Origin of the sequence: Pseudomonas sp. IT-P218, from assembly GCF_949767605.1 — a bacterium.
Classification (GTDB): Bacteria; Pseudomonadota; Gammaproteobacteria; order Pseudomonadales; family Pseudomonadaceae; genus Aquipseudomonas; species Aquipseudomonas putida_AE.
Map to the genome: position 1 here is coordinate 206,508 of NZ_CATKQQ010000002.1, position 13,289 is coordinate 219,796.

The following is a 13,289-nucleotide window of genomic DNA, read 5'->3' on the forward strand; positions in this document are numbered from 1 at the left end:
GGGTATGAGGTGAAGCTATGTTAAACCGCGAGCTCGAAGTCACCCTCAATCTTGCCTTCAAGGAGGCTCGTTCGAAGCGTCATGAATTCATGACCGTCGAACACCTGCTGCTGGCCCTATTGGACAATGAGGCTGCCGCCACCGTTTTGCGTGCGTGCGGCGCGAACCTCGACAAACTCAAGCATGACCTGCAGGAGTTCATCGACTCCACCACGCCACTGATCCCCGTGCATGACGAGGATCGTGAGACCCAGCCAACCCTGGGCTTCCAGCGTGTCCTGCAACGTGCTGTGTTTCACGTACAGAGCTCGGGCAAACGCGAAGTGACTGGCGCCAACGTGCTGGTCGCGATCTTCAGTGAGCAAGAGAGTCAGGCAGTGTTCCTGCTGAAACAGCAGAGCGTTGCCCGTATCGATGTCGTCAACTACATCGCCCACGGCATTTCCAAGGTGCCAGGGCACGGCGATCACTCCGAGGGCGAGCAAGATATGCAGGACGACGAGGGCGGGGAGTCTTCATCTTCAGGCAATCCACTGGATGCTTATGCCAGTAACCTCAATGAACTCGCGCGCCAGGGTCGAATCGATCCATTGGTAGGCCGTGAGCTGGAAGTCGAGCGCGTCGCCCAGATCCTGGCCCGTCGCCGCAAGAACAATCCGCTGCTGGTGGGTGAGGCGGGCGTGGGTAAAACCGCGATTGCCGAAGGCCTGGCCAAGCGCATTGTCGACAACCAGGTGCCGGACCTGCTGGCCAACAGCGTGGTGTACTCCCTCGACCTGGGTGCCCTGCTGGCCGGGACCAAATACCGCGGCGATTTCGAGAAGCGCTTCAAGGCGCTGCTCAATGAGCTGAAAAAACGTCCGCAGGCGATCCTGTTCATCGACGAGATCCACACCATCATCGGTGCGGGTGCCGCGTCCGGTGGCGTCATGGACGCCTCGAACCTGCTCAAGCCGCTGCTGTCGTCCGGTGATATCCGTTGCATCGGCTCGACCACCTTCCAGGAATTCCGCGGGATCTTCGAGAAGGACCGTGCCTTGGCACGTCGCTTCCAGAAGGTCGATGTATCGGAGCCTTCGGTGGAAGACACCATTGGTATCCTGCGCGGCCTGAAAGGGCGTTTCGAGTCCCATCACAATATCGAATACAGTGATGAGGCCCTGCGCGCCGCTGCCGAACTGGCCTCGCGCTACATCAATGACCGGCACATGCCGGACAAGGCGATCGATGTGATCGACGAGGCGGGTGCCTACCAACGCCTGCAACCGATCGAAATGCGCGTCAAACGCATCGAAGTGCCTCAAGTCGAGGACATCGTCGCGAAAATCGCGCGTATTCCGCCAAAACACGTCACCAGCTCCGATAAAGAGCTGCTGCGTAACCTTGAGCGTGACCTGAAGCTGACGGTATTTGGCCAGGATGCCGCGATCGACTCGCTGGCGACCGCGATCAAGCTGTCCCGCGCCGGCCTCAAGTCGCCTGACAAGCCAGTCGGTTCGTTCCTGTTCGCCGGTCCCACCGGTGTCGGTAAGACCGAAGCGGCGCGTCAGTTGGCCAAGGCGCTGGGGGTCGAGCTGATTCGCTTTGACATGTCCGAGTACATGGAGCGCCACACCGTATCGCGTCTGATCGGTGCACCTCCAGGCTATGTCGGGTTCGATCAGGGCGGTCTGCTGACCGAAGCCATCACCAAGCAGCCACACTGCGTGCTGTTGCTCGATGAAATCGAGAAGGCGCACCCGGAAGTCTTCAACCTGCTGCTGCAGGTCATGGACCACGGGACGCTGACCGACAACAACGGGCGCAAGGCCGACTTCCGAAACGTGATCGTCATCATGACGACCAACGCCGGTGCCGAAACCGCAGCCCGTGCTTCGATCGGTTTCACCCATCAGGACCACTCGTCCGATGCGATGGAAGTGATCAAGAAGAGCTTCACGCCGGAGTTCCGCAACCGTCTGGACACCATCATCCAGTTTGGTCGCCTCAGCCATGAGGTCATCAAGAGCGTGGTGGACAAGTTCCTTACCGAACTTCAGGCGCAGCTGGAAGACAAGCGTGTATTGCTGGAAGTCACCGATGCAGCCCGCAGCTGGTTGGCGGCTGGCGGTTACGACTCGGCAATGGGCGCTCGCCCGATGGCGCGCCTGATCCAGGACAAGATCAAGCGTCCACTGGCGGAGGAGATCCTCTTTGGCGAACTGGCCGAACATGGCGGTGTGGTCCACATCGACATCAAGGACGGCGAGCTGACCTTCGAGTTCGAAACCACGGCTGAAATGGCCTGACGTCAAACCGCAACAAAGCAGAAGGGCGCCGACAGGCGCCTTTTTGCTGTCTGTCAGGTGTACACCGATCCCCTGTGGGAGCGGGCTTGCTCGCGAAGGCGGCTTAACATTTACCATCGATGTTGACTGATGTGCCGCTTTCGCGAGCAAGCCCGCTCCCACATTGGTTTTGCGTGCTGCATCAAATCGCAGGCAAACAAAAACGCCCGGCATAAGCCGGGCGTCTTGTATTGACCTGATTAGCGAGCGCGGTAAGTGATGCGCCCTTTGCTCAAGTCATAGGGCGTCAGCTCGACGCGCACCTTGTCACCGGTAAGAATACGAATGTAGTTCTTGCGCATCTTGCCGGAAATATGCGCGGTTACGACGTGCCCATTTTCCAACTCCACACGAAACATGGTGTTGGGCAGGGTGTCGACGACAGTGCCTTCCATTTCGAAGCTGTCTTCTTTCGACATGCAGTAAAGCCCTCGGTGTCCAATGAATGGCCCGGTGCAACTGCGCCAGGCAAAAGCGGCGTGCATTGTGCCCGAAAAAGGGTGTTCAAGCCAAGGGGTTTAGGGCCTGCTCTAGTTCAGGACGACCCAGCGCTGGTTTATCAGCAGTTCGATGGGGCGATACTGGGTCTTGTAGCTCATTTTTTTGCAGTTCTTGATCCAGTAGCCCAGGTAAACCGCATCCAGCCCCAGTCGCCGGGCTTCGGCGATTTGCCAGAGGATGGCGTAGCGCCCCAGGCTGCGGCGCTCTTCGGCGGGTTCATAGAAGGTGTAGACCGCCGACAGACCGTTCGGCAGAAGGTCGGTGACGGCAATGGCCAGCAATCGACCCTGGAGGCGGAATTCGTAGAACCGGGAAAATGGCAGGTCGCGGACCAGGAAGGTGGAAAACTGATCGCGACTGGGTGGGTACATGTCGCCATCGGCATGGCGTTCTTCGATGTAGCGCTGGTAAAGATCGAAATACTCTTCGCTGAAGCCCGGCTTTGCGGGGCGCACCTGCAAGTCGGCGTTGCGTTTGAAAATGCGTTTTTGCTGACGATTGGGGGTGAATTGCCCGACTGGAATGCGCGCCGGTACGCACGCATTGCAATTCTGGCAATGGGGTCGATACAAATGGTCGCCACTGCGCCGAAAACCCATTTCAGACAGGTCTGCATAGACGTGCACATCCATGGGCTGGCTAGGGTCGAGAAACAGGGTCGTGGCCTGCTCCTCGGGCAGATAACTGCAGGAGTGGGGTTGAGTGGCATAAAACTTCAAACGCGCCAACTCGGTCATGATCAACCCTCGGGATAAGCTTTTGAATAAGTGTAAGCCACGCGGACAAAAGTCGCTCAGCAAACCCAGGTTGCATGATTGGGTTGATCCAGATGCCGCGCCAGGTAGTCGGCAAACTCGCGGCGTGGAATCGCCCGGGCACCCAGGCTGTGCAAATGGTCGGTGGGCATCTGGCAGTCGATGAGCACAAAACCCGAGTCTTTCAGATGTTGCACCAGTGTGGCAAAGCCAAATTTGGAGGCGTTGTCGGCCAGGCTGAACATGGATTCGCCGAAAAACAGCTGGCCCATCGCCAGGCCGTACAGCCCGCCCACCAGTTCGTCCTGGTCCCAGACTTCCACTGAGTGCGCATGGCCGCGCCTGTGCAGCTCGATATAGGCGTCCTGCATGGCATCGGTGATCCAGGTGCCGTCCGCATACTCCCGGGGTGCGGCGCAGGCACGGATGACCGCGGCGAAATCCTGATCGAAGGTCACCTGGTAGCGTTGTTGGCGCAGAAGTTTCTTCAGGCTGCGGGACACATGCAGTTCATCGGGAAACAGCACGGTGCGAGGGTCCGGCGACCACCAGAGAATCGGCTGGCCTTCGGAAAACCAGGGGAAGCAGCCATGGCGGTAAGCCTGGATCAACCGGTCGGCGGACAGGTCGCCACCGGCCGCCAGCAATCCATTGGGATCGCGCATGGCCTTTTCCAGCGCCGGGAACGTCAGGGTGTTGCGTTGTAACCAAGTCAGCATGGCATCAGGGCTTGCAGAAGGGGAGGGCGGGGCGGGCGCAGCGCCCGCCGTGAAGTGTGCGGTCAAACAACGGGAATGTCGTCGAGGTATTTTTCCGCGTCCAGGGCGGCCATGCAGCCGGCGCCGGCGGAGGTGACGGCCTGGCGATAGACGTGATCAGCGACGTCGCCCGCGGCAAACACGCCTTCGATGGCGGTGGCTGTCGCATTGCCCTCGCTGCCGCCCTTGACCAGCAGATAGCCATCGCGCATTTCCAGTTGACCGGTGAACAGGTCGGTATTGGGCTTGTGGCCGATGGCGATGAACACGCCGGTCAGCGGCAGCTCGGTGATGGCACCGGTATGACTGTCGCGCAGGCGGGCGCCGGTCACGCCGCTGGAATCGCCCAGCACCTCGTCCAGGTTCTGGTTCCAGTGCAGGCGGATATTGCCCTTGGCGGCTTTTTCGAAGAGTTTGTCCTGAAGAATCTTTTCCGAACGCAACTTGTCGCGACGGTGAATCAGATGGACTTCACTGGCAATGTTCGACAGATACAGCGCTTCTTCTACGGCGGTATTGCCACCGCCCACCACCGCGACCACCTGTTTGCGATAGAAGAAGCCGTCGCAGGTCGCGCAGGCAGAAACCCCTTTGCCCGCGAAAGTCTCTTCCGAGGGCAACCCCAGATATTGTGCCGAGGCACCCGTGGCAATAATCAGGGCGTCGCAGGTATAAGTGCCGCTGTCGCCGATGAGTTCAAAGGGGCGCTGTTGCAACTTGGCGGTATGGATGTGGTCGTAAACGATCTCGGTGGCAAAGCGCTCGGCGTGTTTTTGCATGCGCTCCATCAGGACCGGGCCGGTCAGGCCTTCGACATCGCCTGGCCAGTTATCGACTTCCACGGTGGTGGTGAGCTGGCCACCTGCCTGTATGCCGGTAATGACAACGGGCTTGAGGTTGGCGCGAGCGGCATACACGGCTGCGCTGTAGCCCGCGGGACCGGAACCCAGGATGATCAGGCGGGAATGCTTCGCTTCGCTCATAAAAACACCTCATAAGCCTTTGTCACGAAAGAGAATGCGTGCTCAAATTGAGTCGCACGTCATGTGCTGTTGACTATGCTACACCCAAGGGTTGCCAGCATGGCATCGCCCGTACAAACCCGTACAATGCCTCGCTGTAACAGTGTTTGTAACAAAATAGGCAGCGCATTTGCTGTTTATGAAAACCGATGCGCAGTGTTAAAAGTAGTCCCGGTTACGCCTGTTAACTTTTTTACCTGCCTGGATTGGGCAGTTTTTTCATAGTCATTAACAGATGGACGCGCCGTTGGCGCAGGAAAAGCAGGTTTTGAAGAAATCCACCGTAGCACCCAAAACAGTTGTTCCACTCTGGCGCCAGCACTTGCACTACCGCCTCAAGGAAGGTGCATTGATCGCCATCGGAGCGTTGTGCCTGTTCCTGATGATGGCCTTGCTGACCTATGGCAAGGACGATCCGGGCTGGAGCCACAACAGCAAGATCGATGACGTGCAGAACTTCGGCGGCCCGGCGGGCTCCTACAGCGCCGATATCCTGTTCATGGTGCTGGGTTACTTTGCCTATATCTTCCCGCTGTTGCTGGCGATCAAGGCCTACCAGATCTTCCGTCAACGCCACGAGCCGTGGGAGTGGAGTGGCTGGCTGTTCTCCTGGCGCCTGATCGGCCTGGTGTTCCTGGTGCTTTCCGGTGCCGCGCTGGCGCACATCCATTTCCATGCTGCCACCGGTCTGCCGGCCGGCGCTGGCGGGGCGCTGGGCGAGAGCCTTGGCGACCTGGCGAAGAACGCGCTGAACATCCAGGGCAGCACGCTGCTGTTCATCGCCCTGTTCCTGTTCGGCCTCACGGTGTTCACCGACCTGTCATGGTTCAAGGTGATGGACGTCACCGGCAAGATCACCCTCGACCTGTTCGAACTGTTCCAGGGCGCCGCCAATCGCTGGTGGGCAGCCCGAGTCGAGCGCAAACAACTGGTTGCGCAACTGCGTGAAGTCGATGACCGCGTGCACGATGTGGTCGCGCCGACCGTCACCGACAAGCGTGAGCAGGCCAAGGTCAAGGAACGCCTGATCGAACGCGAGCAGGCCCTGAGCAAGCACATGTCCGAGCGTGAGAAGCAGGTGCCGCCGGTGATCGCCCCGGCGCCACCGAAGCCGCCAGCGCCGAGCAAGCGCGTGGAAAAAGAGAAGCAGGCGCCGTTGTTCGTCGACAGCGCCGTTGAAGGCACCTTGCCGCCGATCTCGATTCTCGACCCGGCGGAAAAGAAACAGCTCAATTACTCGCCCGAATCCCTGGCGGCCGTCGGCCACCTGTTGGAAATCAAGCTCAAGGAATTCGGCGTCGAAGTCACCGTGGACTCGATTCATCCGGGTCCGGTGATTACCCGTTACGAGATCCAGCCGGCGGCAGGGGTCAAGGTCAGCCGTATCGCCAACCTCGCCAAGGACCTGGCGCGTTCCCTGGCCGTGACCAGTGTGCGGGTGGTGGAAGTGATTCCGGGCAAGACCACGGTCGGTATCGAGATTCCCAACGAAGACCGGCAGATCGTGCGCTTCTCCGAAGTGCTGTCGACCCCCGAGTACGACAACTTCAAGTCCCCGGTCACCCTGGCCCTGGGCCATGACATCGGCGGCAAGCCGGTGATCACTGACCTTGCGAAGATGCCGCACCTGCTGGTGGCCGGTACCACCGGTTCCGGTAAGTCGGTGGGTGTGAACGCGATGATCCTGTCGATCCTGTTCAAGTCCGGCCCGGAAGATGCCAAGCTGATCATGATCGACCCGAAAATGCTCGAGCTGTCGATCTACGAAGGCATTCCGCACCTGCTGTGCCCGGTGGTGACCGACATGAAGGACGCCGCCAACGCCCTGCGCTGGAGCGTCGCCGAGATGGAGCGACGCTACAAGCTGATGGCGAAGATGGGCGTGCGTAACCTGTCCGGCTTCAACGCCAAGGTCAAGGAAGCGCAGGACGCCGGCGAGCCGTTGAGCGATCCGCTGTACAAGCGCGAAAGCATCCACGACGAGGCGCCGTTGCTGCAGAAACTGCCGACCATCGTGGTGGTGGTCGACGAATTCGCCGACATGATGATGATCGTCGGCAAGAAGGTTGAAGAGCTGATCGCCCGTATCGCCCAGAAGGCGCGGGCGGCGGGTATCCACCTGATCCTCGCGACCCAGCGTCCGTCGGTGGACGTGATCACCGGCCTGATCAAGGCCAACATCCCGACCCGCATGGCGTTCCAGGTGTCGAGCAAGATCGACTCGCGGACCATCATCGACCAGGGCGGCGCTGAACAACTGCTCGGCCACGGTGACATGCTCTACATGCCGCCGGGTACCAGCCTGCCGATCCGGGTTCACGGCGCGTTCGTGTCCGACGACGAGGTTCATCGCGTGGTCGAGGCCTGGAAACTGCGCGGTGCGCCGGAATACAACGACGACATCCTCAACGGTGTCGAAGAGGCGGGCAGCGGCTTTGAAGGCAGCAGCGGTGGCGGCGACGGCGATGATCCCGAAGCTGACGCGCTGTATGACGAAGCGGTGCAGTTCGTCCTGGAAAGCCGTCGTGCGTCCATTTCCGCGGTGCAGCGCAAGCTGAAGATCGGCTACAACCGCGCCGCCCGCATGATCGAAGCCATGGAAATGGCCGGGGTCGTGACGTCCATGAACACCAACGGTTCGCGTGAAGTCCTGGCCCCCGGCCCGGTACGCGACTGACCCGACACTGAAAAGGGGCGGCGTCCTGAGGCGCCGCCCGCACTCCCACGAATGTTATGAGGACTCCCATGCGTCTGATCCGCATGCTGTTGCTGCCGGTACTGGTTTTGAGCACGCTCTCGGCCCACGCCGATGACAAGGACGTGGCACGCCTGACCCAATTGCTGGAAAAATCCCAGACCCTGACCGCGCGTTTCTCCCAGCTGACCCTGGATGGCTCGGGTACCCAGTTGCAGGAAACCGCCGGCGAAATGTCGCTGCAGCGCCCGGGCCTGTTCTATTGGCACACCAATGCGCCCGCCGAGCAGACCATGGTCTCCGACGGCAAGAAGGTCACCCTGTGGGACCCGGACCTGGAACAGGCCACCATCAAGAACCTCGACCAGCGCCTGACCCAGACCCCAGCGTTGCTGCTGTCCGGTGACGTGTCGAAGATCAGCCAGAGCTTCGATATCAGCGCCAAGGAAGCCGGCGGCGTGATCGACTTCACCTTGAAGCCGAAAACCAAGGACACTCTGTTCGACAGCCTGCGCCTGTCGTTCCGCAATGGCCTGGTCAACGATATGCAGCTGATCGACAGCGTCGGCCAGCGCACCAATATCCTGTTCACCGGGGTGAAGGCCAACGAGCCGATCCCGGCTTCCAAGTTCAAGTTCGACATCCCCAAGGGTGCGGACGTGATCCAGGAATAAAACGCAAAAAACCCTTGTGGGAGCGGGCTTGCTCGCGAAGGCGATGTGTCATTCAGTATTGAAGGTGACTGATACACCGCCTTCGCGAGCAAGACCGCTCCCACAGGGGTTAATCATCGATCTCAGGATTAACTAGAGGTTTTAAACGTACGCCATGGACCTGTTTCGCAGCGCCCCCATCGCCCAGCCCCTGGCCGCCCGCCTGCGCGCGACCAACCTGGACGAGTACGTCGGTCAGGAACACGTGCTCGCTCGCGGCAAGCCCTTGCGCGAAGCCCTGGAGCAGGGTGCCCTGCATTCGATGATTTTCTGGGGACCGCCGGGAGTGGGCAAGACCACCCTGGCGCGGTTGCTCGCGGAAGTCTCCGAGGCGCATTTCGAAACGGTGTCGGCGGTGCTGGCCGGGGTGAAGGAAATCCGCCAGGCGGTGGAAATCGCCAAGCAGCAGGCCGCGCAGTACGGCCGGCGGACGATCCTGTTCGTCGACGAAGTGCACCGCTTCAACAAGTCCCAGCAGGATGCGTTCCTGCCCTATGTCGAAGACGGCACGCTGATCTTCATCGGCGCGACCACGGAAAACCCCTCGTTCGAACTCAACAACGCCTTGCTCTCCCGCGCGCGGGTCTATGTGCTCAAGAGCCTCGACGAAGCCGCACTGCGCAAACTGGTGCACCGCGCGTTGACCGAAGAGCGCGGCCTGGGCAAGCGCAACCTGACCCTCAGCGATGAAGGCTTCCAGATGCTGCTGTCGGCTGCTGATGGCGATGGCCGGCGCTTGCTCAACCTGTTGGAAAACGCCTCGGACCTGGCCGAAGACAACAGCGAGATCGGCACCGACCTGCTGCAAAGCCTGCTCGGCGATACCCGTCGGCGCTTCGACAAGGGCGGCGAAGCCTTCTACGACCAGATCTCCGCGCTGCATAAATCCGTGCGCGGTTCCAACCCCGACGGCGCGCTGTACTGGTTCGCGCGCATGATCGATGGCGGCTGCGATCCGCTGTACCTGGCCCGGCGCGTGGTGCGCATGGCCAGCGAAGACATCGGCAATGCCGACCCGCGTGCGCTGAGCCTGTGCCTGGCGGCGTGGGAAGTGCAGGAGCGCCTCGGCAGCCCCGAGGGCGAATTGGCGGTGGCCCAGGCCATCACCTATCTGGCCTGCGCGCCGAAGAGCAACGCGGTGTACATGGGTTTCAAGACCGCACTGCGTGCCGCCGCCGAACACGGTTCGCTGGAAGTGCCGCTGCACCTGCGCAACGCACCGACCAAGCTGATGAAGCAGCTCGGTTATGGCGACGAATACCGTTATGCCCACGACGAACCGGATGCCTACGCCGCCGGGGAAGATTACTTCCCGGAAGAACTCGACCCGATACCCTTCTATCAACCGGTGCCCCGTGGCCTGGAATTGAAGATCGGCGAGAAGCTCAATCACCTGGCCAAGCTCGACCGTCTGAGCCCCCGGCAGCGGAGAAAATAGTGCTCCCCCTGATCATTGCAGTGTCCATCGGCGGAACGGCCGGCACCTTGCTACGCTTTGCCACGGGTAACTGGATCAACGCTAATTGGCCGCGGCACTTCTATACCGCGACGCTGGCCGTTAATATCGTCGGCTGTTTGCTGATCGGCGTTTTATACGGTCTGTTTTTGCTACGCCCGGAGGTGCCGATCGAGGTGCGCGCCGGGTTGATCGTCGGCTTCCTCGGAGGGCTGACGACTTTTTCATCCTTTTCACTGGATACGGTGCGCCTGCTGGAAAGCGGGCAAGTGCTTCTGGCCCTGGGCTATGCTGCCATCAGCGTATTCGGCGGGCTGCTCGCCACCTGGGCTGGCCTGTCCTTGACCAAACTTTGATAACGAGAGACCGACATGCTCGATTCCAAACTGTTACGTAGCAACCTTCAGGACGTAGCGGACCGCCTGGCATCCCGTGGCTTTGCCCTGGATGTCGCGCGCATCGAAGCGCTGGAAGAACAGCGCAAGACCGTCCAGACCCGCACCGAAGCACTGCAGGCTGAACGTAACGCGCGCTCCAAATCCATCGGTCAGGCCAAGCAACGCGGCGAAGACATCGCGCCGTTGATGGCGGACGTCGAGCGCATGGCGGGCGAGTTGAGTGCCGGTAAAACCGAGCTGGACGCGATCCAGACCGAACTGGACGCCATCGTGCTCGGCATTCCCAACCTGCCGCACGAATCGGTGCCGATCGGCGAAGACGAAGACGGCAACGTCGAAGTGCGCCGCTGGGGCACGCCGACCGCGTTCGACTTCCCGGTGCAGGACCACGTCGCCCTGGGCGAAAAATTCGGCTGGCTGGACTTCGAGACCGCCGCCAAGCTGTCCGGCGCGCGCTTTGCGTTGCTGCGCGGCCCTATCGCCCGTCTGCACCGCGCCCTGGCGCAGTTCATGATCAACCTGCACGTCACCGAGCACGGCTACGAAGAGGCCTATACGCCTTATCTGGTCCAGGCTCCGGCACTGCAAGGTACCGGTCAACTGCCGAAATTCGAAGAAGACCTGTTCAAGATCGCCCGCGAAGGCGAAGCCGACCTGTACCTGATCCCGACCGCCGAAGTGTCGCTGACCAACATTGTCGCCGGCGAAATCGTCGATTCGAAACTGCTGCCGATCAAGTTCGTCGCGCACACGCCGTGCTTCCGCAGTGAAGCCGGTGCATCGGGTCGCGATACCCGCGGCATGATCCGCCAGCATCAGTTCGACAAGGTCGAGATGGTACAGATCGTCGAGCCGTCGACCTCCATGGAAGCGCTGGAAGGCCTGACCGCCAACGCCGAGAAAGTCCTGCAACTGCTGGAACTGCCTTATCGCACCATTGCCCTGTGCACTGGCGACATGGGCTTCAGCGCGGTCAAGACCTACGACCTGGAAGTGTGGATTCCGAGCCAGGACAAATACCGCGAAATCTCGTCGTGCTCCAACTGCGGCGACTTCCAGGCCCGTCGTATGCAAGCGCGTTTCCGCAACCCGGAAACCGGCAAGCCGGAACTGGTACACACCCTGAACGGTTCCGGCCTGGCGGTCGGTCGTACCCTGGTGGCGGTGCTGGAGAACTACCAGCAGGCCGACAGTTCGATCCGTATTCCTGAGGTACTCAAGCCGTACATGGGTGGCCTCGAGGTCATCGGCTAAATGAACTATCTGCCGCTGTTCCATAACCTTCGCGGCAGTCGTGTGTTGGTCGTCGGTGGGGGGGAAATTGCCTTGCGCAAATCCCGCCTGCTGGCCGATGCCGGTGCGCTGCTGCGGGTGGTCGCACCTGAGATCGAAACGCAGCTGCGTGAGCTGGTCAGCGCCCATGATGGCGAGTGCCTCACGCGCGGTTACGGCGAGGCGGACCTGGACGGTTGTGTGCTGATCATTGCCGCCACCGACGACGAAGCGCTGAACGCACAAGTCTCAAAGGATGCCCATCGGCGTTGCGTGCCGGTCAACGTGGTGGATGCGCCGGCCTTGTGCAGCGTGATCTTCCCGGCGATCGTCGACCGTTCGCCGTTGATCATTGCCGTGTCCAGCGGTGGCGATGCGCCGGTACTGGCGCGATTGATCCGCGCCAAGATCGAAACCTGGATTCCTTCCACCTACGGTCAGCTGGCTGGCCTGGCGGCGCGGTTCCGTCATCAGGTGAAAAAGCTGTTCCCGGATGTGCAGCAGCGTCGCGCGTTCTGGGAAGACGTCTTCCAGGGCCCGATTGCCGACCGGCAACTGGCCGGGCAGGGCGGTGAAGCCGAGCGTTTGCTGCAGGCGAAAATCGAAGGTGAAGCGCCAGTGGCGACCGGTGAGGTCTATCTGGTGGGCGCAGGGCCAGGTGATCCCGACCTGCTGACGTTCAAGGCCTTGCGCCTGATGCAGCAAGCCGACGTGGTGCTCTACGACCGCCTGGTGGCGCCGGCGATTCTCGAGCTGTGCCGTCGCGATGCCGAGCGCGTCTACGTCGGCAAGCGCCGCGCCGATCACGCCGTGCCCCAGGACCAGATCAACCAGCAATTGGTCGACCTGGCGAAACAGGGCAAGCGCGTGGTGCGGTTGAAGGGTGGCGATCCGTTCATCTTCGGCCGTGGTGGCGAGGAGATCGAGGAACTGGCGGCTCATGGCATCCCGTTCCAGGTGGTACCAGGCATCACGGCGGCCAGCGGTTGCGCGGCCTATGCCGGGATACCGCTGACCCATCGCGATTACGCGCAGTCGGTGCGGTTCATCACTGGTCACCTGAAGGACGGTTCCAGCGATCTGCCTTGGGCCGACCTGGTCGCGCCGGCGCAAACCCTGGTGTTCTACATGGGGTTGGTGGGCTTGCCGAGCATCTGCGAGCAGTTGATCAAGCATGGTCGCGGGGCGGATACCCCTGCGGCGTTGATCCAGCAGGGCACCACGGTCAATCAGCGGGTGTTTACCGGCACGTTGGCGGACCTGCCACGGCTGGTGGCGGAGCATGAAGTGCATGCTCCGACATTGGTGATCGTGGGGGAAGTGGTGCAACTGCGCGAGAAACTGGCGTGGTTTGAAGGGGCTCAGGCGCAGGTCTAGAGACCGAGGTGCCGC

Annotated in this window: 11 protein-coding genes; 7 read left to right on the forward strand and 4 right to left on the reverse strand. The window is 61.1% G+C overall.

The genetic code is table 11. From position 1 onward, the window contains the following. Positions 1-17: 17 nt before the first annotated feature. Entirely contained in the window at positions 18-2,288 is a 2,271-nt protein-coding gene (clpA, locus tag ACM6I6_RS01890) for an ATP-dependent Clp protease ATP-binding subunit ClpA (RefSeq protein WP_046817173.1), read from the forward strand. Positions 2,289-2,527: 239 nt separating this feature from the next. On the opposite strand, the gene infA is transcribed toward clpA, so the two are convergent. From infA to trxB, 4 genes are all read right to left on the reverse strand, one after another. After that, positions 2,528-2,746, reverse strand: coding sequence for a translation initiation factor IF-1 (gene infA, locus ACM6I6_RS01895; protein WP_002553999.1), 219 nt, complete (start codon positions 2,744-2,746; stop codon positions 2,528-2,530). Between the two features lie 111 nt (positions 2,747-2,857). After that, positions 2,858-3,565, reverse strand: a complete 708-nt coding sequence (locus ACM6I6_RS01900) for an arginyltransferase (protein WP_274074764.1) — start codon at positions 3,563-3,565, stop codon at positions 2,858-2,860. 56 nt (positions 3,566-3,621) lie between these two features. After that, a complete protein-coding gene (gene aat / locus ACM6I6_RS01905; RefSeq protein ID WP_274074765.1) occupies positions 3,622-4,302 on the reverse strand; it encodes a leucyl/phenylalanyl-tRNA--protein transferase in 681 nt (226 codons plus the stop codon). A gap of 62 nt (positions 4,303-4,364) precedes the next feature. Continuing rightward, positions 4,365-5,324, reverse strand: coding sequence for a thioredoxin-disulfide reductase (gene trxB, locus ACM6I6_RS01910; protein WP_274074766.1), 960 nt, complete (start codon positions 5,322-5,324; stop codon positions 4,365-4,367). A gap of 274 nt (positions 5,325-5,598) precedes the next feature. Between trxB and ACM6I6_RS01915 the strand changes: the two genes are divergently transcribed. The 6 genes from ACM6I6_RS01915 to cysG all read left to right on the forward strand — a co-directional run bounded on the left by ACM6I6_RS01915 (position 5,599) and on the right by cysG (position 13,274). Next, complete coding sequence (locus ACM6I6_RS01915) at positions 5,599-8,040, forward strand: DNA translocase FtsK (RefSeq protein WP_406592019.1); 2,442 nt, start codon at positions 5,599-5,601, stop codon at positions 8,038-8,040. A gap of 68 nt (positions 8,041-8,108) precedes the next feature. After that, positions 8,109-8,732 carry an outer membrane lipoprotein chaperone LolA gene (gene lolA, locus ACM6I6_RS01920; protein ID WP_414919281.1) on the forward strand — a complete coding sequence of 208 codons (624 nt, stop codon included), beginning with the start codon at positions 8,109-8,111 and terminating at the stop codon, positions 8,730-8,732. 154 nt (positions 8,733-8,886) lie between these two features. Next, entirely contained in the window at positions 8,887-10,209 is a 1,323-nt protein-coding gene (locus tag ACM6I6_RS01925; RefSeq protein ID WP_323608411.1) for a replication-associated recombination protein A, read from the forward strand. After that, on the forward strand, positions 10,209-10,583 hold the full coding sequence (gene crcB / locus ACM6I6_RS01930; protein WP_274074770.1) for a fluoride efflux transporter CrcB: 375 nt from the start codon (positions 10,209-10,211) through the stop codon (positions 10,581-10,583). The genes ACM6I6_RS01925 and crcB overlap by 1 nt, the downstream gene beginning before the upstream one ends. A 15-nt stretch (positions 10,584-10,598) precedes the next feature. Beyond that, a complete protein-coding gene (serS, locus tag ACM6I6_RS01935) occupies positions 10,599-11,879 on the forward strand; it encodes a serine--tRNA ligase (RefSeq protein WP_414919282.1) in 1,281 nt (426 codons plus the stop codon). After that, entirely contained in the window at positions 11,880-13,274 is a 1,395-nt protein-coding gene (gene cysG, locus ACM6I6_RS01940; RefSeq protein ID WP_406592020.1) for a siroheme synthase CysG, read from the forward strand. The last annotated feature ends 15 nt before the right edge of the window (positions 13,275-13,289 follow it).

What these genes read in the sequence shown, in the direction of transcription:
- ACM6I6_RS01915 (WP_406592019.1), top strand. Translation starts at nt 5,599, where the DNA reads ATGGACGCGCCGTTGGCGCAGGAAAAGCAGGTTTTGAAGAAATCCACC.
- aat (WP_274074765.1), bottom strand. Translation starts at nt 4,302, where the DNA reads ATGCTGACTTGGTTACAACGCAACACCCTGACGTTCCCGGCGCTGGAA.
- trxB (WP_274074766.1), bottom strand. Translation starts at nt 5,324, where the DNA reads ATGAGCGAAGCGAAGCATTCCCGCCTGATCATCCTGGGTTCCGGTCCC.
- ACM6I6_RS01900 (WP_274074764.1), bottom strand. Translation starts at nt 3,565, where the DNA reads ATGACCGAGTTGGCGCGTTTGAAGTTTTATGCCACTCAACCCCACTCC.
- lolA (WP_414919281.1), top strand. Translation starts at nt 8,109, where the DNA reads ATGCGTCTGATCCGCATGCTGTTGCTGCCGGTACTGGTTTTGAGCACG.
- infA (WP_002553999.1), bottom strand. Translation starts at nt 2,746, where the DNA reads ATGTCGAAAGAAGACAGCTTCGAAATGGAAGGCACTGTCGTCGACACC.
- ACM6I6_RS01925 (WP_323608411.1), top strand. Translation starts at nt 8,887, where the DNA reads ATGGACCTGTTTCGCAGCGCCCCCATCGCCCAGCCCCTGGCCGCCCGC.
- cysG (WP_406592020.1), top strand. Translation starts at nt 11,880, where the DNA reads ATGAACTATCTGCCGCTGTTCCATAACCTTCGCGGCAGTCGTGTGTTG.
- clpA (WP_046817173.1), top strand. Translation starts at nt 18, where the DNA reads ATGTTAAACCGCGAGCTCGAAGTCACCCTCAATCTTGCCTTCAAGGAG.
- serS (WP_414919282.1), top strand. Translation starts at nt 10,599, where the DNA reads ATGCTCGATTCCAAACTGTTACGTAGCAACCTTCAGGACGTAGCGGAC.